This window comes from Caballeronia sp. LZ001, from assembly GCF_031450875.1.
Classification (GTDB): domain Bacteria; phylum Pseudomonadota; class Gammaproteobacteria; order Burkholderiales; family Burkholderiaceae; genus Caballeronia.
Genome location: NZ_JARTVX010000004.1, coordinates 1,653,271 through 1,677,048, shown reverse-complemented (window position 1 = coordinate 1,677,048; position 23,778 = coordinate 1,653,271). Strand labels below are relative to the sequence as shown.

The window sequence follows — 23,778 nt, the reverse complement described above, 5'->3', positions numbered from 1 at the left end:
TATCACAAAACAATCCGGCCACTTTGCTTCGAGCAAGGAGACAAACATGAGTGACTTGAGCGTAGGTGCGCCGCGTGAGCAAACGCTAGGCAATACCGCGGACATCATCCGCAAGGTGGCATGGCGTCTCATGCCGCTCATCATGCTGTGTTATCTGTTCGCGTTCTTCGACCGCATCAATATCAGCTTCGCGAAGTTTCAACTGCAAAGCACGTTGGGTTTCTCCGATACCGCCTACGGTCTCGGCGCGAGTCTCTTCGTGATCGGCTATGTGCTTTTCGAAGTGCCGAGCAACTTGCTGCTCTACAAAGTCGGTGCGCGTCGATGGATAGCGCGCATCATGATTTCATGGGGTATCGCAACGGCGCTGATGGTTTTCGTGCAGACCGAGTGGCAGTTCTATGGCTTGCGCTTCATCATCGGCGCGATGGAAGCGGGCTTTGCGCCAGGCGTGCTTTACTACCTGACGCTGTGGTTTCCGGCGAGCTATCGCGGACGTATCACGTCGCTGCTGTTTCTTGCATCGGCGTTCTCGGGTTTGTTTGGCGCCCCGTTGTCCGGGCTCGTGCTGGGGCATATGAACGGCGTGTTCGGTATCGCCGGATGGCATTGGCTCTTTCTGCTTGGCGGCCTGCCTTGCGTGCTGCTTGGCATCCTCGTTCTGAAGGTGCTGAAAGATCGTATCGACGATGCCGCGTGGCTCACGGGCGCCGAGAAAACTTACCTGAAAAGCCAAATTGCGACGCAGAGCCAACACACGGACTCCGGGCACTCGCTCTTCGGCGCGATCAAGACACCCGGTTTTCTGATGCTCGGACTGATCTACTTTCTGATTCAAGTCGGATCGTACGGTCTCAACTTCTGGGCGCCGCATTTGATTCGCGCCGCCGGGACGGAGAATCCGACGATCATCGGTCTGTTGACGGCGGTGCCTTATATCTGCGGGGCGATCTGCATGGTCGTGGTAGGGCGCATGTCGGATCGCTCCGGCGAGCGGCGCAAGTTCGTTTGTGTATTGCTTCTGATGGCGGCTGCAGGCTTCTTCGCGGCCGGCGTGTTCGACAAGCAGACGGCGTTGTTGATCGCCGCGCTCGGTGTGATGGGTGCGGGCGTGATTGCATCGATTCCGGCGTTCTGGGCGTTGCCGCCCAAGCTATTGACGGGAGCAGGCGCGGCGGGCGGGATCGCGCTTATCAATACGCTTGGACAGCTTGGAGGCATCGTGAGTCCGGTGATGGTCGGACGTATTCGTGATGTCACCGGCAGCACGACGCCTGCGCTGTATGCCATCGGTGCGATGAGCCTGATTTGCGCGCTGCTGCTCTTGTATGGGCTGCCGCAGTCGTTGCGGCAAAGGGATCATTCGGAGAAATAGGACCAAGGTGGTCCGAGGAAGGTTGAAGAAGCGCCCGGCGATGGTTGTTCACCGGGCGCTTTGCCTATTGCATGCTGCATTCGGTACGTTGAATGCAGAATGGGATTTGTCGACACGTGGCCGTTCTTCACGCTTGGTGCTTTCACGTTGTGCAGCCTTTTGCATGCAAAAGTCAAAGAAACTCGGCGTGCAATAGGATCGTGGTTAGCGCGTTGCGTTGCTTGTACGAGTGCACGCAACGTAAAGATCTACGTCTTGTCCGTTGCACTCTGCATGCAAAATGCCGCCGACCATCCGACGGCACACTGCATGCAAAATGCAACCAGTCACGCATCAAGCAACCGCCGACAATGCCTTGCAATCTGCCGTTCCTCCTCGGTCTCCACCACCCGATGCGAAGCCCCAAGAAACGAAAGCCCATCGAGAACCTGCGCACGAACCGCCTCGCTATGCTCGCCAATTCCTCCGCTGAACACGATCTCATCCAGCCCGCCGAGCAAAGCCGCATACCCGCCGATAGTCTTCCGTATCGCCGTGCAAAACACGTCGATGGCAAGCGTTGCGTTCGCATCGCCGTGACCGCGGCGTTCGATCAGCGTTTGCATATCGTCGTCCGATTCCGATAACGCCTTAAGACCGCTTTGCCGATTCACGAGCGTCTCCAGCGCATCTGCGTCGAGCGACTCCTGGCGCAAGAGATGAATCAGCACACCGGGATCGAGGTCGCCGCTGCGCGTCGCCATCGGAATGCCGCCGGTGGGCGTCATCCCCATCGACGTATCGAATGAATGGCCGTTCTGCAACGCGCACAGGCTCGCGCCGCTGCCAAGATGCGCGATGACCGTGCGCGGCTTCAGCTTCGCGCCAAGCGCGTTGACGATGGATTCATACGACAGCCCGTGGAATCCATAACGCATGACACCACGCTCGGCAAACTCTCGCGGTAACGCATAACGCGTCGCGCGCTCCGGCATCGTGCGATGGAATACCGTATCGAAGCATGCAAAATGCGGTATGCCAGTGAAGATGCCCTGCGCTTCGTCGATGAGGGCAAGCGATTGCGGCAGATGCAGCGGCGCAAACGGCACGGCGTCGCGCAACGTGTCCTTGAGCGCGGGTGTAATCTCGCGATGCTCTCGCACATCCGGCCCACCATGCACCACGCGATGCCCGACCGCTGCAAGCGGTTCGCGCATATGTTCGCGCAGGGCATCGGCGACACGCTGCAACGCGTCGTGCTGCGACTCCATCAGATGGTCCTGCGCGACATCGATCTGCTTGTCGGAAGAACGCATCGTCAAGGAACCGTTGTCGCGGCCGATGCCCTTCGCGCTGCCCGTGAGCCACGCCTCTTCATCGCCGTCGTTCGCCATGAACACACCGAACTTGAGCGAAGACGAGCCGCTGTTCAACACGAGAATGCCCTGTGTCATGGTGTCAGTCCTTCCATGTCCACTCGCGGATCTCGTCGCGGTCGATACCTTCCGCATGGGCATATTGCACGCTCTCGATGATCTGATTCTTGAGCCACTCCTTCGTATGCGCGGCGGTATCGGAGATACGTTCCACGCGGTCGATCACGTCGATGGCAAGCGAAAAGCGATCGACGCCATTGATGATCGCGAGCTCGAACGGCGTGTTGATGTTGCCGCGCTCGCAGTAACCATGCACGTGCAGATTGTCGTGATTCGTGCGGTTGTACGTGAGTTTGTGCACGAGCGACGCATAGGAATGGAAGTTGAAGATGACCGGTTTATCACGCGTGAAAATGGAGTCGAAGTCGCGATCGGAAAGACCATGCGGATGGTCCGTATCCGGCATCAGCCTGAAAAGATCGACGACATTGACAAAGCGTATCTTCAGATCGGGGCATTGCGCCTTCAAAATTTCGACGGCGGCGAGCGCTTCCATGGTCGCGATATCGCCCGCGCTGGCAATCACCACGTCGGGCTCGTGGCCCTTATCCGTCGATGCCCAATCCCAGATGCCAATGCCCTTCGCGCAATGCACGATGGCATCTTCCATGTTCAGATACTGCAGATGCGGCTGCTTGTCCGCGACGATCACGTTCACGTAATCGTGCGAGCGCAGACAATGATCCGCGACGCTCAACAAGCAATTCGCGTCGGGCGGCAGATAAATTCGCACGACACCCGGGCTTTTGTTCGTGACGACATCGAGAAAGCCAGGGTCCTGATGCGTGAAGCCGTTATGGTCCTGCCGCCATACGAGCGACGTGATCAACAAATTGATCGATGGCACCGGCGCGCGCCACGCAATCTCATTCTTTGCTTTTTCGAGCCACTTTGCGTGCTGATTGAACATGGAGTCGATCACGTGCACGAAGGCTTCGTAGGTCGCGAAAAGACCGTGGCGACCGGTCAACACATAGCCTTCGAACCAGCCTTCGAGCGTGTGTTCGGAGAGCATCTCCATCACGCGGCCATCGACGGAAAGGAAGCCGCCGTCTGCATCTTCGGGCAGCGTTTCCGCAAGCCAGCGCTTGCCCGAAACTTCATAGACGCCGTCGAGTTTATTGCTCGCGGTTTCGTCCGGACCGAAGAGGCGGAAGCGCGTCATGTTGCGACGGATCACTTCGCGCAGATAAATGGCGAGCACGGCCGTTGGCGACTGATACGTACTGGCCGCGCTTTTGAATTCGAATGCAAAATCACGAATGTCGGGTAGATCGAGCGATTGCCGCAACACGCCGCCGTTTGCATGCGGATTCGCACTGATGCGGCGCGCGCCTTCCGGCGCGAGTTCGCGCAGCGGCTCGATCAGCCGGCCGTTCCCGTCGAACAACTCCTCTGGCTTGTAACTGCGCATCCAGGTTTCGAGTACCTGCAGATTTTTGCGATTGGTCGCCGGATCGGCTACCGGCACCTGATGCGAGCGCCAGAAATTTTCGACCTTGTGACCATCCACTTCTTTCGGACCGGTCCAGCCTTTCGGCGAACGCAGCACGATCATCGGCCAGCGCGGACGCTCCACCTTTTCCTTGCTCGCGCGCGCACGCTCTTGAATTGCGCGAATCTCGCCGATGCAATGTTCCAGCGTCGCCGCCATCTTCTGATGCATGGTGTCGGGGTCGTCGCCCTCGACGAAATAGGGCGTGTAGCCGTAGCCCTTGAAGAGCGCTTCGAGCTCCTCATGCGGAATGCGCGCAAGGATGGTCGGATTGGCGATCTTGTAGCCGTTCAGGTGCAAGACCGGCAGCACGGCGCCGTCGGTTATCGGATTGAGGAACTTGTTCGAATGCCAGGACGTGGCGAGCGGTCCGGTTTCGGCTTCGCCGTCGCCGACCATCGTGGCGACGATCAGATCGGGATTGTCGAAGGCTGCGCCGAACGAATGCGACAAGCTATAGCCGAGCTCGCCGCCTTCGTGAATCGATCCCGGTGTTTCCGGCGTGCAATGCGAGCCGATGCCGCCCGGCGAAGAGAAGGCGCGAAAAAGCCGCTGCATGCCGTGTTCATCGGCGCTGCGATCGGGATAGATTTCCGAGTAATGGCCTTCGAGGTAAGAGTTGGAAAGCGTGGCGGGCGCGCCGTGTCCAGGGCCCGAGACGAACATGACGTTGAGATCGTCGCGCTTGATGAGACGGTTTAAATGCACCCATACGAACGATTGCCCCGGGTCCGAGCCCCAGTGGCCGAGCAAACGCCGTTTGATGTGTTCGGGCTTGAGGGGTTCGCGCAGCAACGGATTCGCGCGCAAATAAATCATGCCGACCGAAAGATAATTGCAGGCTCGCCAATATGCGTCGAGCTTACGCAGGAGGTCGGTGGAAAGAGGCGTCTCGGTTGCTGTCCTGCCTTGGACGTCGTCGTTCAATTGCATCTCCTTGCGGTGAAGTGAGAAATCGAGCGTCGGGATACGGCCTGGCGCGTGTACTTGCCATGTTCGAGCTTTATTGTTGCGCTTTAGTTGCAGCGCCGTGCGGGAGTGTGACGCGATGCCGCGAACATCATACTTGGGTTCGCCAGATGATGTCCGCAAGCATGCAGAGGCAGGTTAATCGCGGGCGGATTGCCTGAGATCGTAGTCCATCAGCAGCGCTTTATGGGTTTCCCATATGCCGATGTAATGCACCATGAAGCTGGTCGGCCGCTGATAAATCCAGGGTGTGTTGAAGTCGATAAGACTGGCTACCTGCGTTGCGTCGAAGTCGGGGCGCGTGGAAAATTCGGCGTTTAAATAATATTGATCGCCCTTATTTGCGTAGACAGTGGATTTGTCGTCGATGCAATTGCACGCTTCGAGTATGCGATGAAGCGAATCGTAATTACGTTGCGTGCGCTTGAGTCCCATGATGCCGGAATTGAAGCGCCAATAGCCGATATCGCGTGCAAACACCGCTTCCTTGTCGTGCATGATGGATTCGAGCGGCCGGTTCATGTCCTTGAAGAGCACGTCGGCGTCGACCCAGAAAATCCATTCGTGATTCGGGAGGGTTTCGCGCAGTAAGGCCGCCTTGAGCCAATTGCCCGAAGTTTTACCGTCGTTCAGATGCGCGGGAATTTCGCGGTGCACGTAAAGTGTATAGCCGTGGCGTTCGCAGTATCGCGTGAAATTGGCTTCGGCAATACGGCCGTAAATCGCGATGTTCGGCGTGTATAGCGTCACTATCGCGACCGACCGATTCGGCTGTCGAATACTGACGGCGGATGTATCGGTAATGCCGGTGTCGTTTAGCGAAAGCAGTGGCAGGCCGCGCGTCTGGCAGTCGTTGATATGTTCGAGGAGCGCATTGCGGAATCGCCGATGATGCTTCTGGTCACAAATCTTGACCGAGAAAGCAGACCAGTGCGCCCAGACGCTCTCGACGTTGGTGGAGGCGGGCACGACAGCCATGACATCACCAACGCGATACCGCGACGGACAATACGCAAATGCCTGCAAGAGGAGCGCTTCTTCCTTCGGAAGCACGACGCCATTGCGGCATCGCGTGACTATCTCGAACAACTCACGCATGACGTGCTCGGTCTTGCGCCAAATTTGCATGTCGAGTTGCGGCAGATCGGACTCGATGCAGGTTAGAAGCCAGTCGCGGCCCTGCATGAGTTCCGGCAAAGCGAGCGGCCTGAGAATCGCGGCATTCTCGTTCAACAGCAAGACGAGTTCGTCCTCATTCGCCAAGCCGAGCTGATGCAGCAGCGTTTCGTATTTGATGATCCAGCGTGTTTCGTCGCTGCAGCCGCTGATTTCGGACATATCGATTTCGATGTGCCGATAACCATGCCCGCGCGCATAACGCCGATGATTGGCAAGCGCGGCAGGCGCATGGTCGAAAAGCAGGCTGATGACGATCATAAGACGTAGAAATGGCCAGAAATGCGGAGCCGTAAGGATCAGTGACAGCCTACCTTTCTCGCATGGGATTCGTCCGAAAAAGCCCTGATAAACGCAGTTTCAAAACCCCTCATACAATGACCGCATGACCCGCACCGACGCCCTGAAGGGCTTTCATCCCGCCGTCGTCAACTGGTTTCGCGCGCATTTCGAAACGCCGACCGCCGCGCAGGCGCGCGCGTGGCCGCTCATCCACGCGCGCCGTTCCACGCTCGTGGCTGCGCCAACTGGCTCGGGCAAGACGCTGACGGCCTTTCTCGCCGCGCTCGACGAACTTGTGCGCGAAGGCGTGGAAAGCGCGGCAAGCGGCAAAGTGCTGCCCGACGAGACGCGCGTGGTGTATGTGTCGCCGCTCAAGGCCTTGTCCAACGACATTCGCGTAAATCTGGAAGAGCCGCTTGCGGGCATTGCGCGCGAACTTGGCCCCGACGCGCCGCTGATACGCGCCGCCGTGCGCACGGGCGACACGACCCAGCAGGAACGCAGCGCCATGCGAAAGCGCGCGCCGCATATTCTCGTGACGACGCCTGAATCGCTTTACGTGCTGCTTTCGTCCGATTCCGGCCGGGCGATGCTTTCGACCACGCGCACGGTGATCGTCGATGAAATCCATGCCGTGGCGGGCAGCAAGCGCGGCTCGCATCTGAGTCTGAGCCTCGAACGGCTGGATGCGTTGTGCGAGGCGCGCGGCGCGGCGCGGCCGGTGCGCGTCGGTTTGTCGGCGACGCAAAAGCCGATCGAGCTCGTCGCGCAGTTTCTCGCGGGCGTCGGAAAGCCGTGCGAGATCGTGGACGTCGGTCACGTCCGCGCCCGCGATCTTGCCCTCGAAATACCGCCGATGCCGCTCGAAGCGATCATGTCGAACGACATGTGGGAGCGCGTCTATGACCGGCTGGCCGAGCTTTCCGGCATGCATCGCACGACGCTCGTCTTCGTCAATACGCGGCGCATGGCTGAGCGCGCGGCGCGGCATCTGACCGAGCGCCTTGGCCGGGACGCGGTCGCGGCGCATCACGGTAGCCTTGCGCGCGAGCAGCGGCTTTCCGCCGAACAGCGCCTGAAGCGCGGCGAATTGCGTGTGTTGATCGCGACGGCATCGCTGGAATTGGGTATCGATATCGGCGATGTCGATCTCGTCTGCCAACTCGGCTCGCCAGGATCGATCGGCGCATTCTTGCAGCGCGTCGGGCGCTCGGGGCATCACGTCGGCGGCGTGCCGAAAGGGCGGCTCTTTCCGACTTCGCGCGACGACCTGATCGAGTGCGCGGCCTTGCTCGATTGCGTGAGGCGTGGCGAACTCGACGCGCTTTCCATTCCGCGCGCGCCGCTCGACGTGCTCGCACAGCAGATCACGGCGGAGGTCGCCTGTCGCGAATGGGGCGAGGATGAATTGTTCGAGCTGATTGGGCGTGCGTATCCGTACGCGCCGCTCGAGCGCGCCCGCTTCGACGAAGTGGTGCGCACGCTCGCCGAAGGCTATACGGGGCGGCAGGGCGTGCGCGCGTCGTATGTCCATCGCGATGCGGTGAGCCGCACGTTGCGCGGACGGCGCGGCGGCAAGCTGACGGCCGTGACTTCCGGCGGCGCGATTCCCGACAACGCCGACTTCGCCGTGCTGCTGGAGCCGCAGGGCTTGCAGATCGGCACGGTGAACGAGGACTTCGCGGTCGAGAGTCTGGCTGGAGACATCTTTCAGTTAGGTAATACGTCGTACAGGATCATGCGGATCGAAGGTGGCCGGGTGCGAGTGGAGAACGCGAATGGTCAGCCGCCGAACATTCCGTTCTGGCTTGGAGAGGCGCCGGGGCGCAGCAGTGAGCTTTCCTTCGCGATCGCGCGGTTGCGGGCGGGGGTGGATGCGCGGTTGGCGAGTGTCGGGGCCAAGAGCGCGAAGGATATAAGCCTCGCGCATGGCGCCAATGACGCGTACGCGGCGAACGCGGCGAAGGACGCGCGCAACGCCGACAGCGCGAAAGACGCACTTAGCGACTCGCTAGCTCCCACCATCGCATGGCTCGCCGATGAAACCGAAGGCATCGGCGCCGATGCCGCGCGTCAGATCGTCGAATATCTCGCACGCGCACGCGCCGCGCTGACCGTGCTCCCGACCCAGGACACGCTCGTCATGGAGCGTTTCTTCGACGAATCCGGCGGCATGCAACTCGTGATTCACGCGCCGTTCGGCAGCCGCGTCAATCGAGCGTGGGGTCTCGCGTTGCGCAAGCGTTTCTGCCGCACCTTCAATTTCGAACTGCAGGCGGCGGCGACGGAGGATGCCATCGTCCTGTCGCTCACGGGCAGCCACAGCTTCGCGCTCGATGAAGTCTGGCGTTATCTGAAATCGGCAAGCGCGGAACATGTGCTGATCCAGGCGCTGCTGGACGCACCGCTTTTCGGCGTGCGCTGGCGCTGGAACGCGACCAACGCGCTCGCCTTGCCGCGCTATTCGGGCGGCCGCAAAGTCGCACCGCAGTTGCAGCGCATGCGAAGCGAGGACTTGCTCGCCGCCGTTTTCCCGGATCAGGTCGCGTGCGCGGAAAACATCGCGGGCGAGCGTGAGGTTCCGCGGCATCCGCTGGTCGAGCAGACTCTCGACGACTGTCTGCACGAAGCGATGGACAGCGAGGCTTGGCTTGCACTTTTGCGTCGTATCGAAACGGGCGATGTGCGGCTCGTCACGCGCGAGTTGCCCGCGCCGTCGCCGCTTGCCGCCGAGATTTTGTCGGCGCGGCCGTATGCTTTTCTCGACGACGCCCCGCTCGAAGAGCGCCGCACGCAGGCTGTCTTGGCGCGCCGCTGGACCGATCAGCAATCGACCGATGATCTCGGCGCGCTCGATGCCGACGCTATCGAAAGCGTGCGCGCGGAAGCCTGGCCTGCGGTGACGAGCGCCGATGAGATGCACGAAGCGCTGACCGGTCTCGCGTGCATCGCGCATGGCGAGGCGGCGCGTTGCGACGGCTGGCCAGCGTGGCTCGACGCGCTCGCACGCGCCGGGCGTGCAACGCGCTTGCAGATTGCGCAGCACGACGCGCTGTGGATCGCCGTGGAGCGGCTTGCCTGCCTGCGCGCGGTCTATACGCATGCGCCGATGCATCCCGCACTGCAGCCGCCGCCCGGTTTCGACCATGCCTGGACTGAAGACGACGCGCTCGTCGAGATCGTCCGCGCGCGGCTCTCGGGGTTCGGTCCGCTAACGGTGCCGGAAATTGCGCGTCCGCTTGCGTTGCCTGCGTCGAGCGTGGCTTCGGCGTTGACGCGTCTGGAAGCCGAAGGCTATGTAATGCGTGGCTGCTTCACGCCCACGGCTAAAGACGAGGAATGGTGCGAGCGGCATCTGCTGGCGCGGATTCATCGCTACACGGTGCGGCGTTTGCGTCGCGAAATCGAACCCGTGGAGCGGCAGGATTTCATGCGTTTCCTGTTCGAATGGCAACGCGTCGCGCCGGATTCTCACGGCGAAGGCCGCGATGCGCTTCTCGGCGTGCTCGAACAGCTCGAAGGCTTCGAGGCGCCCGCCGTGGCGTGGGAGGATGAAATCCTGCCGACGCGCATCGCCGATTACTCGGGCATGTGGCTCGACGAGGCTTGCCGTGCGGGCAAGATCGTGTGGACGCGTCCGGCCGGCCGTGCGCGCGCGACGGGTGGCCCGGTGCGCGGCACGCCGATCGTACTGCTGCCGCGTCGCCATCTGAGGGCATGGAATACGCTGATGCGCCCCGACGAAGCGCCGCAGTTGTCGTCGCGCGCGCAACGCGTGTTCGAGGCCCTGAGCACGCACGGCGCGATGTTCTTCGACGAACTTCTCGCCGATGTACGGCTCCTGCGCACGGAACTCGAAGACGGGCTCGGCGAACTAGTCGCGCTGGGCCTCGTCAACGCGGACAGTTTCGCGGGCTTGCGCGCGCTTCTGGCGCCGGCCGCCAAGCGCAATGTGTTCGCGCGGCGGCAGCGGCGCGGCGGGCTTTTCATCGGCGGGATGGACGATGCGGGCCGCTGGGCGCTCTTGCGTCGAGCCAATTCCAACGATGATGCGGACATCGAGCACGTCGCGCTTGCGCTGTTGCGCCGGTATGGTGTCGTGTTCTGGCGACTGCTCGAACGCGAAGCGCAGTGGCTGCCGCCGTGGCGCGATTTGCTGCGTGTCTATCATCGGCTCGAAGCGCGTGGCGAGATTCGCGGCGGGCGCTTTGTTGCGGGACTCGCGGGTGAGCAGTTTGCATTGCCGGATGCGGTGCCGCTGTTGCGCGACGTGCGCAGGCGGGCGAAAGAGGGCGCGCTCGTCGCGCTTGGCGCGGTCGATCCGCTGAACCTCGTGGGCACGTTGCTGCCAGGCGAGAAAGTGCCGGCGATTGCGGGCAATCGCGTGTTGTTTCTGGATGGCTTGCCGGTTGGGGCGGTCGTGGCCGGTAAGACGCGATATCTCGGCGATTTCGATGGCGATACACGCGAACGTATCAGGCTTGCGCTTGTGAAGCGGAGCGGGCGGTCGATCGGTACGCCATTGACGGGCGGAATGGGCACGATCGGGATGACGGTGCGTAGTTGACGCACCGCTCGTTGGCGTTTTGCATGCATGATGCAGCGCGGTGGCATTTTGTATTACGACCACCGTGCCTCGCGTTGCTGCTTGCTTCAATGCATAAGCAGCACGCTAATAATTCACCCCGCGAACATCGACGGACGTAAGCGCCGTGTCCTCAAACGCTACTTCTTCGACACGATCTTGGTCGTGAATGGCCCAGGCTTTTCAGCGGGCACATCGTTCACCGGCACGCCTGGATAATCGACCACGCGATTTGCGTTCGCTTTCGGCCTGATACGAAAGAGCGGACGGGCACCGCTGCGTGCGCCGCCCGTGATCGCGGTCATTGCCTGACGGTCCAACTCGATGCTGTCCGCGAGATCCTTGATTTTGACGATGGCCATGACTGTGTCCTCCAAAAAAGTGAGAAGCATGAAGCCGCGCCGATCCCGGTCAGATGCGACGCGTCGACTTACCTTGCATGCAGCATGCACATTCGACGAACGCAGAACGCATTAAGTATATGCATTTCGTCTGACGCTGCCACGCAAGGCTACTCGTGCCGCCGCGACCGTTTCATTCTGACCGGATGTGCCAAGCGGCAAGACGGCGGAGGGGTGAAACCCTGCGCCGTTTGTATGATGCATGCGTGATACCAGCATCATGTACGCGCGATTCACTGAATGCACCATGCACCTAATCGAGAGTGCAAGGTCGTAGCCTTCTCGGTCATGTCATGCATCAGGTATGCCAGTCGAACGCCTTGGCATGAACGAATCGACGGACCCCATGTGTGACGTGCTTTGCACGGCGACGAGCCGCTTGGCCAACCGCGCGCAATAAGACGCAAAAGCCCGTACCTGACTTAACCGAACCAACACCCGAACCAAACATGTCGGTATCCGAACGACATGTGCGCGATGCCGCGCATCATCGAAAACGCCATTTGCGTAAGGCGCATGCGGAGGCTAGTATCAAGCGATTACTGGGTATTTGTTACGACAAGTGAATTGTCGGTCGATTTGGAGCCGCGTCGCGTCGCACAGATGACAAGCTTTGCGCAAGCGATTCGTACATATCGGGGCGACGGCGGGTCGCGCGACGAGTTCTTTGCCGGGGTCGATGGCGCGCTCGCCATCGAACGAACTCCGGCCAAGCGGCTCATGGAGATCCTCGACGAGGAGCACGCGGCTCGGCCTCTGCCACCCGATATCTACGTTGCCATTCGACGCCGCATCGAACATGTGGCGCTCGCTCATCCCGAAACAGAGTTCGGCACCGGCTTCGCGCCCGGCCGCGACGAGACACGCATGCAGACCACGCCGGGTTTCCCGGCGCCTTTGCCGCCGCGCGCATCGGGCGACGCGAGCGCATCGACGTCCGGCCACGCCACGCAGGTGCTCACGGAAGTCGTTCAGGTCAAGGGTGTCGGCGACACGCTTAACAATCGCTTCGTGCTGGAAGAATGTCTCGGCATCGGCGGGATGGGAACGGTCTACAAAGCGCTCGATCTGCGCAAGCTGGAAGCGTCGGATCGACGGCCGTACGTGGCGATCAAGGTTCTCAATCTTCAATTTCGCGGCAACCCGAAATCGCTGATCGCACTGCAGCGCGAGGCGCGCAAGGCGCAGCAACTCGCGCATCGCAACATCGTGACCGTGTACGATTTCGATCGCGATGGCTCGATCGTCTATCTGACGATGGAATATCTTTCCGGCCAGCCGCTTTCAAGAATGCTTCGGAACCCGAACTTCAAGGGTCTGCCGTTTGCCGAAATGTTTCCGATCTTCAAGGGCATGGCGAACGCGCTCGCATACGCGCACGAGCGAGGCTTCGTCCATTGCGATTTCAAGCCGCCGAACGTTTTTCTCACCGATACGGCGGAAGTGAAGGTGATCGACTTTGGCATTTCGCGTGCAATCACGCGCCCCGAGGACGAAAGCGAGGCCACGGTCTTCGATCCCGGCAGCCTGGGCGCGCTCACGCCTGCCTATGCAAGTCCGGAGATGCTCGAGCATCGCGAGCCCGATCCGCGTGACGATATCTACGCGCTTGGCTGTATAGCGTACGAATTGCTGGCGGGGAAGCATCCGTTCGAGCGCGTTCCCGCGCTGCAGGCAAAGAGCGCCAACATGAAGCCGCAGCGGCCCGAGAATCTGGGCAACAAGCAGTGGAAGGCGCTCAAGGGCGCGCTGGCGTTCGAACGCGAGGCGCGAACGCCGAGCGTCACGCAGTTCCTGGATGAGCTTAGCGAACCGCCTGCCGCTGCGCCCGCAAGCAATAAACCGAAGCGCGAAGTCGGCCCCAGGATTGCGATCGGAGCCGTGGCAGTTGCGGCGATCATTGCTGCGGGCGCGAGCTATTACTTCTTCGAGCGGTCACAAAACAGCGAACAAGCGCCACCCTCGAACGCGAGCGCAAGTCCGGTCGAACCAGTAAGACCGTCGAGCGCCGAACCCCAAGCGAGCGCGTCGGTGGTCGCGATCACGCCTGCCGTTCCCGTCGCCGCCGCACCGCAGCTTACGATGGCCGCGGTCACGCCGGTGCTGGCGAGCGCGCCGTGTTCGGCGCTCGTGGCATCGGTTCACGGTCAGACGGTCGATGTGCAGGGTTTCATATCGGAGAAATACGGGCTCGCGCGTTTGAAGGACACGCTTGGACGCGTGCCCGGCGTGAAGACCACCAACTTCGGCGTGCAGCAAGTCGTCGACGACAAATGCGATCTGCTCAAAGTCTTCGCGCCTTACTGGACGGCGAACCGGCAGTTGGGACATCCGGCATCGGTGCATACGCGGTCGAACCAGTTGCGCCTGACCGAAGGCGATCCGCTGATCGTCGATCTGATGACGCCCGCGTTCGAGTCCTACGTCACAGTCGATTACTTCATGCTCGACGGCAGCGTGGTGCATTTGCTGCCGACCGAAAGATCCCGCGACAACCAGGCGCCTGCAAACTACGCGGCCACACTCGGCTCGATGGGCGATTGGGTCGTCGGCAAGCCGTTCGGCTCGGAGATGATCGTATTGACCGTGACGCCCGCGCCGCTCTTCGATGACATCCGCCCGGACAGCGAAGCGAAGAGCGAATATCTGCGCGCACTCGACAAGCGTCTTACGGCGCTCACCGGCAAATACGGACGCGATAAAGTCGTCGTGGACATGTTCCAGATCACGACGCAGGCGAAGAAGTGAGCGTCGCCACGTAAGCGACGGCTCACCGGACCGTTGGCTGATCTCGCGCGATCAAGCTTGTGGTTTGTTGACCGACGCCTTCAGTTCCTGCAACGCATCCTCCATGCGCTTCGTGACGAGCGCATACGCTTCGGCCTGCGTCTGCTGCGTGGTGCGGGCGATGTCCTGCATATCGGCGAGCGCATTGTGCAATGCCCGTTGCACGACTTCGTTGGCGTTGAACGGCGGTTTCGCGGCCGACGATGCCATTTGCTTGGCGATATCCTCCAGATCGCCCAGCGTGCGCCGCAAGATTTCAAGTTGCTTGTCGCGCAAGGCCTCGATGCCGCCGAACGCAACGCGATTGGTGGCCGCGAGCGCCTCGACGTCTTTGCGTCGCGATTCCATGATCGCGGTGACATCGAAACCGGGAAGCTGATACTGCTGAAACATGGCGGCAAACTGGCTGAACGGATCGCTGAATTTCTGATTCATCTTGCCTCCCAGGTCGTTCGGTGGAGCGCGTTCTCATGCATGGAGCCATTCGATCGCGCGGCAACGTGCGCCGTGTGCCACGTCTTCTCGACGCGCGGACCGGCCCCTGATACTACCAATTTAACCGTGCTAAATGGGGCAAGGGAAAACACCAGAGCGATTGCATTCAAACGACCAACTGTCGGGATGCTTAATGCAAATCAAGGCGCGTCGCGCCGCAGCGAGCACGCAATAGAGCAACGGTTGACAGGCCGCGCGACTGGCGGCCGGGATCGGAGGCGAGGGAGGGTCGTTCCGACAGTCCGCGTGGTCTTCGTATAGTTGGCCGGCGCGGCACGGACATGGTGTTCGACGGCCACGCAGTTTTCCAATTACCGCGCGATAGCGATTGCGATTTGCACGACAATCTTCATCAGGCCGCTCATGCCGCTACCGAACGGCCACCCATTATCTTCGAGATGTCGTGCCTGCCCGCTTCAGAGCGCGGTCCAGTTGACCTCCTCGCCAGCGAATACGCCGTGCTCCGCCTTGATCTGCGCGCGGTCGATACATTGCACATGCCAGCGTCCCTCGCTCTGTGCGCCGGATTGATCGGTATACCAGAGCGCGCGTCCGGCGAGCCCTTCGGGCGGACCGCCCGGTACGTCGAAATCGAGTTGTTCGAGCACGCAGATCGGTTGCGGCGCATCCTGCCCGCAGATCACGGTGTCGCCCGCGCCTTTGGTCAGACCGCCCCAATCAGGCACGTCCATCGATTGGTGACCTTCGCGTGACCAGCGGCTGGATTCTCTGTCGAGCCACAAAATGGCGTAGGCGGCCGATTGAGCGCCTTCGAATCCATCCAGCTTGACGGTGATACGCATGACTTCCTCCATTACATCGATTTGGCGGACGGGACGCTCGAGCGCTTGTTCGCGCTGGCCATGAGCGTCTTCGATTTGAACGGTGGCGTCGCGCGCCACGCTGTAATACGTGTCTTTAGTTATTTTTGTATTCGGTATGCACTTAAACACTCGCGGGTTTAGGCGCAATGTCTGGTTCGAGCGCGATACTGGCGATCGGTTCGATAAGCCGAAAGAAATCGCAAATCGGTCGGTGCTGTGATGGCTCCACGCCATGAGTGCTGCGGCGCACAACAACGCGATCAACTTAAAGCAAGTGCGATGCCGACCTCAGCTCCTGCACGGTGGTGAAGCTTAGTACGCCAATCCGACGCTTCGGAGGCATGGCAGCACTTTTGCGTTGTCGATGAATGCACTACCTTGTCAGCCCGCGCCCCAACAGCATGCCTGCGTGCCCCACACCGGACTTACACGCCGAACACGCTCATTGCACTGCAGCAACTAAGAGTCGCTATGGGTATGCGGTCGACAATATGCACGGTCCATCTGTTCAGTTTGATAGCGCCTTCAAGTTGAAGCGTCGATGGCAACCGGCTGACGGTTTTTTCATTCAAGGCGATGTACGCGCGAGCCATCAGCACCTGCAGGCAGCTTGATATTGGTTCCGCTGCGCGACCGTTTCATCTTACGAGAACAGTATGGGCTCACCGGAGAATGAATGCAAAATACTGTTAAGCCGCGCATGAATTTTAAATACCAAGCGGCAAGACAATGCACGCCTCAGCGCCACCACCATCGCGCGCCCGCAAAACTAGCGTTCCGCCGTGCTGCCGAGCGATGCGCTCTACGATCGCCAGACCCAATCCCGTGCCTTTTGGCTGCGCCTCGCCGCCGCCGCGCTTGAACGGCTGTTTGAGCGCTTCCGGGTCCTGACCGCCAAGCCCCTTGCCGCGATCCGCGATCACAATGCATGCAGCATGCAATCGCGTATCGGTCCAGCTACGCACTTCGAGTCCGACGACGCCATAGAGTATGGCGTTCTGCATCAGATTCATCAGTACGCGCATCATGCCGATGGGACGGAAGGCGAACGGCTCTATGGGCTCGAGCGTAAGCGCGAACTCCTGGCCAAGGCCCGCAAAATCCGCTGCCAGATTCGAGATCAATGCGTTTATGTCTCCCACGACCGGCGCTTCCTTGGCACCGCTCCCTGCATAGTCCATGAACTGCTGGAGGATGCTGTTGATCCGATCCAGATAACTTTCCGCCGATGCCGTGAAGTGAGCGTCCGCCGCACTCGCCGAGGACATCGCCATCGCAAGGCGCAGCTTCGTCATCGGGGTGCGGATGTCATGCGAAATACCAGCGAGCATCAGTGCTCGCGTGGCGTCCGCTTCGCTCAGGGCAGCGCTCATTTGGTTGAACGCGCGACTAACCTGGGCAATCTCGGTGGGGCCGTCTATCGGCAAGACGCCGGGTTCATCGCCGGCAGAGAGGCGCCGCGCGGCATCGGCGAGGTGTTCGAGCGGGCGGTTCAAATGCCGCTGGATCAAATACGCGGTCGCGATTGCGAGCGCCCCTAGGCCGAGCGAAAGCAGCAGGGCCGTGGCGAGGCCGTCGTCGTGCGCGGCTTCCGGCACGGGCAGGGCGATCCAGCGTGGCTCACCGGACAGATGCACACGTATCCAGAGGCGCTGCTGGCCATCCGCCGCCGTCGCACCGCTTTCCCAGCGCACTAGCATGTCTGGCGGCAGATGCGCTCGCAAACTATCGATGAAAGTCTGACGCTGATACGTGCGATAGAAGCGCAAGCGCGACTCTTCGGGCGTCTCGCGCGCGTCCTCGGGCAGGGCGGCGCGCACTTCGAGATGAGCGGCGATGGAATTCGATGCTTGCGGCGGGCTTGCTTTCAGAAGGGTATCGAGCGTCTCGATGTAAGCCGCGAATGTGGTCGCCGCCCGTTCGATGCGCGGCGTCTGAATGAAATGGAGCAGCACGGCGAGCGCGCATACCTGACTCACCGCCACCAGCGCCACGAGCAAAAGAATATTGCGTGCAAAAAGGGACCGCGGCGCGAGGCTCACGTTTCCACGTCCGCAAGCAACATATAGCCGACGCCCCATACCGTCTTGATGAAACGCGGCTTGCCCGGATCTTCCTCGATGAGCTGGCGCAGACGCAGCACCTGGACATCGATGCTGCGATCGAGTGCATCGTGATCGCGTCCGCGCGTGCGGGCGATGAGGTTGTCACGACTCACGGCACGGTTCGGTGACGATCCTAGTGCATGCAATAACTGCATCTGCGCGGAATGCATTTCGAATGCATTACCGCTGCGCGTAATCTGCTGCTTGCCGAGATCGAGCCGAAACTCGCCGAAACGCAGCACTTGCGAGGTGAGCGTGGGATCGCCCGCTGCAATCTTCTGACGGCGCAGCAGCGCTCGCACGCGCGCCACCAGTTCCTGCGGCAGGAAGGGCTTGGCGAGATAGTCGTCGGCGCCTGTCTCCAGGCCGACGACCTTGTCCACCGGATCGCCCTTGGCCGTCAGCATGAGAATGGGCAGCGTGTGTCCTTCGGTGCGCAGACGCCGGCATATCGAAAGGCCGTCTTCCGGCTCCATCATCCAGTCGAGTACGAGCAGGTCGTATGGTTCGCGTTGCAGATAGCGGTCGAGCCGCTTGCCGTTTTCCACGACCCGCACCTCGAAGCCTTGCGATGTGAGGAAACGTTGCAGCATGTTGCGCAGTTCGGCTTCGTCGTCGAGCACGATGATTTTCGGAAGTGCTTCCATCGGCGATCTCCGTTAGCGTTGCGCGGCATGCTGATGCATGAAGGCTTCGATCTGCGGCAGCGTCACGTAGCCGGTTTTTTGCGTGTCGATTTCGTCGAAATGTCGAGCCACCATCGGCATGCTGGACGATGCTTGCGCGCGCGTGAGCTTGCCGTCGTGCGTGGTGTTGGCGCTTGCGAAGCGCGTCTGCAGACCGTGCATGACCTGCTCGATATGCGGACTTGCGCCCATTGGCTGCGTGGCGGTTTGTGCGAAGACCGCCGTGGCGATTGTGAAGCCGAGAATGCCGGCCACGCACGCTCGTGGAATCTTTTGCATGTCGGTTCTCCGTAAATTCGATGCAGCCAGACAGTGACGACATTTTATTGAGCCGCGTAGCGAAGGCAATCTCGGGGAAACGACGAATCATGTCGCCATGTGTCATGCATCGCCCGGCAAGTCTTTCTCGACATCCAGTGAAACATGTTTGCGCTCACGTTTTTCGCGGTCGTTCGATATCGTTCTGCTGGCCGGCATTGCTGGTCGCCGCCTTCCTCTCAAGACTCAAGGACATCGCCATGAAAGTTCGTCTGCTCAGTATCTCCGCTCTTGCCGCCCTTGCCCTCACTTGCGCAGGGAGCGCATGGGCAGGAACCTCAGTCGTCGTTTCGTATGCTGCGCCCGCGGTGATTTACGCGCCACCGCCGCGCCCGGTTTATTACTACGCGCCTCCGCCTGCTCCGACTTATTACGTGCCAGGGCATGCGGTGGTTGTGACGCCCGTCGCGGTGCCGCCGCCGCGTACGGTCGTAGTGGCGGCGCCCGCGCCGACCTATGTCGTGGCGCCGGCCGCGCGCGTGATTTATGCGCCGCCGGTTTATCGCCCGCCTGTCGTCATCGTTCGATAGGCGCATTGGATTTTGAATGCCAATGGGCCGTTGCACTTCGTCTGTGCCAAGTGCTTTGGTGGCGTTTGGTTCCCTTGAGCCGCTCGTGCGCCGCGTCAATTTGCATTCTGCATTTGGTCGATTGAATGCAGCATACGCATTGAACCGACCGTTTGAAGGTCACGGGCAAATTCACTGCGCGCGGTTATGCACCGGCACGATTAGCCGCACTAGACGTTTTTTTGCAGTCTCGCACTGTGTGACACACAATTCGCAAATTCCAAACGAGAGCGCCAAATGCGATTTTGCATGCCATATGCGGCGTCGCGGCATACAAAAGGCAACGTCACATCGACAGCTAGCAAATGCCGCCTTCTATACTGTATGTAAGCGTCAGGGCGTCTACTGGCGGAGGCGGCTATCGGATTTTTTTGCCGTTGTCTGTGGTCTCGAAGTTAGGGCGAATACGCGACCTATCGTGAACACGGCATTTTGCTGGAATCAAATGAGCTCGAACGAGCGCTTACTATAAACACGCGGCTCGCCGCCGCAAGGCGTGCGATCGCCGGAGCGCTGGCACGCAATTGGCTCGTTAAGGGTGTCGCCATTTGCGAATGCGACAGTTTCCAGTGGCTCAGGCAAAAAACGCAAGACCGGGCTCGCTTGTTTCAGGCGATTTATGGCCGGCGATTACCGACTAGTCGTTTGACAAGACGGTTGCTGGCCCAGAAGCGACAATCGCTCCACTGTCGGAGTCAGAAAAAGCACGAACGTGAGATCGATTGGGTCCATAAGAATAAGGGTTTGCGCGGCTTGCAACGCTTCGTACGATCCAGCAACATATTAAACGTACTAGTTAGTTAAAATTAACCGAACCGCCGGCGACTAGATCGGCGCCTCACAGGAGCACGAACGTGACGCAATCGCCTACAACTGATCCTTGCATCATCTCGGTCGCCATCACGGGCTCGGTACCGAAGAAAAAAGATAATCCCGCTGTGCCAACCACGATTCCCGAGCAGATTGAAAGCACGCACGAAGCCTATGAAGCCGGGGCAACGCTGGTTCATCTCCACGTACGCGATGAAGACGAGAAATCGAGCTCGGATCGTCACCGCTTCGAAGAATTGCAGGACGGCATCCGCAAACACTGTCCGGACATCATCATTCAGTTTTCGACAGGTGGACGCGGCCGATCTTTCGAGCAGCGTGGGGCGATGCTCGATCTGAAACCCGACATGGCTTCGTTGGCGACGGGTTCGGTGAATTTCCCGACCATCGTGTACGAAAATCCGCCAGACTTCGTGCGTTCGCTCGCGCAAACCATGCTCGACCACGATGTAAAGCCCGAGATCGAGATCTTCGATCTGGCGATGCTCTACAGCACTTATGAGCTCGTCAACCAAGGTTTGCTCAAGTCGCCGGTTCACGTGCAGTTCGTACTTGGTGTAAAGAATGCATTACCGGCGCGTCGCGAAATCCTCGAGTTCGAAGTGGAGCAGTTGGGCAAACTCTTGCCCGACGCGACATGGACGGCTGCAGGAATCGGCCGGCATCAACTCGAAGTGAATCACTGGACGCTGGAACTCGGCGGCCACTGCCGCACGGGTCTGGAGGACAACGTGCGTTGGGACAAAGACACGCTCGCCAAGAGCAATGCGCAACTGGTGAGCCGCGTGGCGTCGCTGTGCGCGGAGTATGGCCGGCCGGTGGCGAGCGCAAAGGAGGCGCGGCAGTTGTTGTCTCTTTGAAGTTTCAATTGCTTGAAAGGGCGCGTCGACGAGAAATCGCGACGCGCTTTTTTTGTCTCGCTTATTCATCGCAAGTTGATAGGCGATGTTGTCGCTTATGTGTGACGCATGCGCATGCGCATGCAGCATCGGTTACCGCGTGTCTTCGCATACTGGTAACGCTTTCCAATACGCAAGTTCTGTTTAATTTCCTGCTGACTCATCTTTTAACTGCCTAATGGCAATTGAATGGCCATATCGCCAGCTAGATCTTCTTCGTATTTATACATCGCTGATTTTCGGCAAATACGTCGTTCGGCACGTTCAGATATTCGATGCATTTTTAAGACTTTCTGAATGGAAAAAACGCTTCAATAAGACAAAAATCCAAGCGTGGATAGAGACTTCTTGCCGCGCCATTGAGGAATGTCAGAGGCTCCATGTCCTGGTGACACTCTGACATGCGTGATTAGGTTTTGGAAACCTAAATAATCGAAGCTCTGACGATTATTGCTTCTTCATGTTTATCCGATGGCCCCGAGCCAAGCGGTCTATGTCGCGTTTGGTCAAGCGCCGTGTTGCTCATTACGAGCACATCAGTCCGTGTCGGAAATCACGAAGAAAAAGAATTTCAACTTGAACTCGAAGAAGGTTTTGATGAATAAGACGTATCGCGTGGTTTGGAGTCAGGCATCGGAAAGCTGGGTTGCCGCAGCGGAAAATGCGCGGACCAAAAGCAAGCGTGGCCGAACAAACGCAGCAGTGTTGGCGGTGTTCGCACTCGCTGCGGGCAGCGCGCAGGCGGGGAGTGGGTATTCCGTCGGTGTGTTATCGGACGGATACACGCCGGCCAGTTGCCTGAGTGACCAAGGCGCAGGGAACGTCGTGCAAACGTCTTCCGTGGCTTGTGATGGCACCAATCACCCTGGAGCGGGTCTGGTTGCCTATTCAGCAAGCGGGGGAATGGGCGCTTACGCCGTCGCTGTCGATTCCAATACACTTGTAATGGGAGCCGGGGGCGGGACCCTCATGACAATGACTCCCGGCAATATCTCGGTCACTGCATCGACCTTCTCGATCAGTACCGGTACCACGTTCGACATGGGCAACAACAAAATTCAGAACATGGCGCCGGGGGGACTGACAGCAGGAAGTCATGATGGCGTGACCGGTGCTCAGTTATATCTGGCTCTTTCGACGACCGCGTCTAGTTTGGGCGGCGGCGCGTCCGTGAGCGGCGCAAGTATCTCTCCACCGTCTTATCCTGTAGCCGGAACGACCTATCATGACGTAGGCGGGGCGATCAACGGGCTGAACACGCAGGTCGGCTCTTTATCGACGACAGTCAGTTCGGTGTCGACAACGGTTGCTTCCCTTTCCACCACCGTAGATTCGGTTTCCACTGGTCTCAATTCGTTATCCACAACGGTTTCGACGACGGCCACTTCCTTGTCGACGAGCGTGGACTCGTTATCGACGTCGACTTCAAGTACTTTGAACTCGCTGTCTACCTCTTCATCGACGGCGGTGACGTCACTGTCCACGACCGTCGATTCGGTATCCACGAGCGTGACTTCCCTATCCACGGGTGTCGACTCGCTCTCGACCTCGGTTTCCACGGGGATGAACTCGCTGTCGACCGGGTTGACCTCGGTGTCGACTACCGTCGACTCACTGTCGACAAACGTCGGTTCGCTGTCCACCGGTCTCAATACGTTGTCGAGTTCGACATCGACTGCCGTAGGATCGCTGTCGACGGGTCTCGCGAACTCGGTTCAGTACGACAACGCAAGCCATGACTCCGTCACGCTGGGCGGTGTCGCCGCGCCTACCGAAGTGAAGCTGACCAACGTCGCCAAAGGCGATGTAACAAACTCAAGCACGGACGCCATCAACGGTAGTCAGTTGTATTCGCTTTCGACGTCTGCTTCAACGGGCCTCGACTCGCTCTCGACCTCGGCTTCGTCGAGCGTAGCCTCCTTGTCGACCTCCGTTTCGACCACGACCACCTCGTTATCGACAAGTATCGATTCCTTGTCGACGTCGGCTTCGACCACTGTAGGCTCGCTGTCCACCTCGGCCTCGACCGCGGTAACCTCACTGTCTACAACTGTCGATTCAGTGTCGACGAGCGTGAACTCGCTGTCTACGGGCGTCGACTCTCTTTCGACTTCGGTTTCCACGGGCGTGACCTCGCTGTCAACCGGGTTGACTGCAGTGTCGAGCACGGTCAACTCGCTGTCGACTAACGTCGGCTCGCTCTCCACGAGTGTGGACACGCTGTCCATCTCGACTTCGACCGCTGTCGGATCGCTGTCGACGGGTCTCGCGAACTCGGTTCAATACGACAACGCAAGCCATGACTCGGTCACCCTGGGCGGTGTCGGCGCCTCTGAAGTGAAGCTGACCAACATAGCCAAGGGCGATGTAACAGACTCGAGCACGGACGCCATCAACGGCAGCCAACTGTACTCGCTTTCGACGTCGGCTTCGACCGGCCTTAACTCGCTTTCGACTTCCGCTTCGACGAGCGTCGCTTCGCTTTCGACGAGCATCGATTCCGTGTCGACAAGTGTTGGATCATTGTCCACAACTGTCGATTCTGTGTCGACTGGCGTCAATTCGC

At 59.8% G+C, this 23,778-nt stretch carries 15 protein-coding genes and 2 pseudogenes; 7 read left to right on the top strand and 10 right to left on the bottom strand.

The window, feature by feature from the left end:
* The first annotated feature begins 46 nt into the window (after window positions 1–46).
* Window positions 47–1,375, top strand: coding sequence for an MFS transporter (locus P9292_RS18495; RefSeq protein ID WP_309960556.1), 1,329 nt, complete (start codon window positions 47–49; stop codon window positions 1,373–1,375).
* Between the two features lie 326 nt (window positions 1,376–1,701).
* Here the strand turns inward: P9292_RS18495 and P9292_RS18490 are convergent, their stop codons facing one another.
* The 3 genes from P9292_RS18490 to P9292_RS18480 all read right to left on the bottom strand — a co-directional run bounded on the left by P9292_RS18490 (window position 1,702) and on the right by P9292_RS18480 (window position 6,691).
* Complete coding sequence (locus P9292_RS18490; RefSeq protein WP_309960554.1) at window positions 1,702–2,808, bottom strand: acetate/propionate family kinase; 1,107 nt, start codon at window positions 2,806–2,808, stop codon at window positions 1,702–1,704.
* A gap of 4 nt (window positions 2,809–2,812) precedes the next feature.
* Window positions 2,813–5,218: a phosphoketolase family protein gene (locus P9292_RS18485; protein ID WP_309960552.1), complete on the bottom strand. Its 2,406-nt coding sequence runs from the start codon at window positions 5,216–5,218 to the stop codon at window positions 2,813–2,815.
* 174 nt (window positions 5,219–5,392) lie between these two features.
* Window positions 5,393–6,691, bottom strand: a complete 1,299-nt coding sequence (locus tag P9292_RS18480; protein ID WP_309960550.1) for a hypothetical protein — start codon at window positions 6,689–6,691, stop codon at window positions 5,393–5,395.
* Window positions 6,692–6,815: 124 nt separating this feature from the next.
* Between P9292_RS18480 and P9292_RS18475 the strand changes: the two genes are divergently transcribed.
* Complete coding sequence (locus P9292_RS18475; protein ID WP_309960548.1) at window positions 6,816–11,279, top strand: DEAD/DEAH box helicase; 4,464 nt, start codon at window positions 6,816–6,818, stop codon at window positions 11,277–11,279.
* Between the two features lie 158 nt (window positions 11,280–11,437).
* Here P9292_RS18475 and P9292_RS18470 read toward each other — a convergent pair whose 3' ends face one another.
* Window positions 11,438–11,659 (bottom strand): hypothetical protein, encoded by a 222-nt coding sequence (locus P9292_RS18470; RefSeq protein WP_244828340.1) that lies wholly within the window; start codon window positions 11,657–11,659, stop codon window positions 11,438–11,440.
* Between the two features lie 642 nt (window positions 11,660–12,301).
* Here P9292_RS18470 and P9292_RS18465 point away from each other — a divergent pair.
* Window positions 12,302–14,446, top strand: a complete 2,145-nt coding sequence (locus P9292_RS18465; protein ID WP_309960546.1) for a protein kinase domain-containing protein — start codon at window positions 12,302–12,304, stop codon at window positions 14,444–14,446.
* Between the two features lie 51 nt (window positions 14,447–14,497).
* Here P9292_RS18465 and phaP read toward each other — a convergent pair whose 3' ends face one another.
* The 5 genes from phaP to P9292_RS18440 form a co-directional block, all read right to left on the bottom strand.
* The gene (phaP, locus tag P9292_RS18460) at window positions 14,498–14,920 is read right to left on the bottom strand and encodes a phasin family protein (RefSeq protein WP_244828337.1); all 423 of its coding nucleotides are present in this window, start codon (window positions 14,918–14,920) and stop codon (window positions 14,498–14,500) included.
* A gap of 476 nt (window positions 14,921–15,396) precedes the next feature.
* On the bottom strand, window positions 15,397–15,783 hold the full coding sequence (locus P9292_RS18455; protein ID WP_244828335.1) for a DUF3564 family protein: 387 nt from the start codon (window positions 15,781–15,783) through the stop codon (window positions 15,397–15,399).
* A 728-nt stretch (window positions 15,784–16,511) separates the two neighbouring features.
* Window positions 16,512–17,846, bottom strand: coding sequence for an ATP-binding protein (locus tag P9292_RS18450; protein WP_309960543.1), 1,335 nt, complete (start codon window positions 17,844–17,846; stop codon window positions 16,512–16,514).
* A complete protein-coding gene (locus P9292_RS18445; RefSeq protein ID WP_250466845.1) occupies window positions 17,843–18,556 on the bottom strand; it encodes a response regulator in 714 nt (237 codons plus the stop codon). The genes P9292_RS18450 and P9292_RS18445 overlap by 4 nt, the downstream gene beginning before the upstream one ends.
* 12 nt (window positions 18,557–18,568) lie before the next feature.
* Complete coding sequence (locus P9292_RS18440) at window positions 18,569–18,874, bottom strand: EF-hand domain-containing protein (RefSeq protein WP_309960542.1); 306 nt, start codon at window positions 18,872–18,874, stop codon at window positions 18,569–18,571.
* 239 nt (window positions 18,875–19,113) lie between these two features.
* Here P9292_RS18440 and P9292_RS18435 point away from each other — a divergent pair, with 239 nt between their 5' ends.
* The 3 genes and pseudogenes from P9292_RS18435 to P9292_RS43190 all read left to right on the top strand — a co-directional run.
* Window positions 19,114–19,443 carry a hypothetical protein gene (locus P9292_RS18435; RefSeq protein WP_244828327.1) on the top strand — a complete coding sequence of 110 codons (330 nt, stop codon included), beginning with the start codon at window positions 19,114–19,116 and terminating at the stop codon, window positions 19,441–19,443.
* Window positions 19,444–20,336: 893 nt separating this feature from the next.
* On the top strand, window positions 20,337–21,173 hold the full coding sequence (locus P9292_RS18430) for a 3-keto-5-aminohexanoate cleavage protein (RefSeq protein WP_309960537.1): 837 nt from the start codon (window positions 20,337–20,339) through the stop codon (window positions 21,171–21,173).
* A gap of 510 nt (window positions 21,174–21,683) precedes the next feature.
* A pseudogene (locus tag P9292_RS43190) lies at window positions 21,684–22,382 on the top strand (ESPR-type extended signal peptide-containing protein); the annotation flags it as partial.
* Window positions 22,383–22,435: 53 nt separating this feature from the next.
* Here the strand turns inward: P9292_RS43190 and P9292_RS18425 are convergent.
* On the bottom strand, window positions 22,436–22,855 hold the full coding sequence (locus P9292_RS18425) for a hypothetical protein (protein WP_250466848.1): 420 nt from the start codon (window positions 22,853–22,855) through the stop codon (window positions 22,436–22,438).
* Between P9292_RS18425 and P9292_RS43185 the strand changes: the two are divergent.
* Window positions 22,776–23,624, top strand: a pseudogene (locus P9292_RS43185) (hemagglutinin); the annotation flags it as partial. The gene P9292_RS18425 and the pseudogene P9292_RS43185 sit on opposite strands and share 80 nt — an antisense overlap.
* Between the last annotated feature and the right edge of the window lie 154 nt (window positions 23,625–23,778).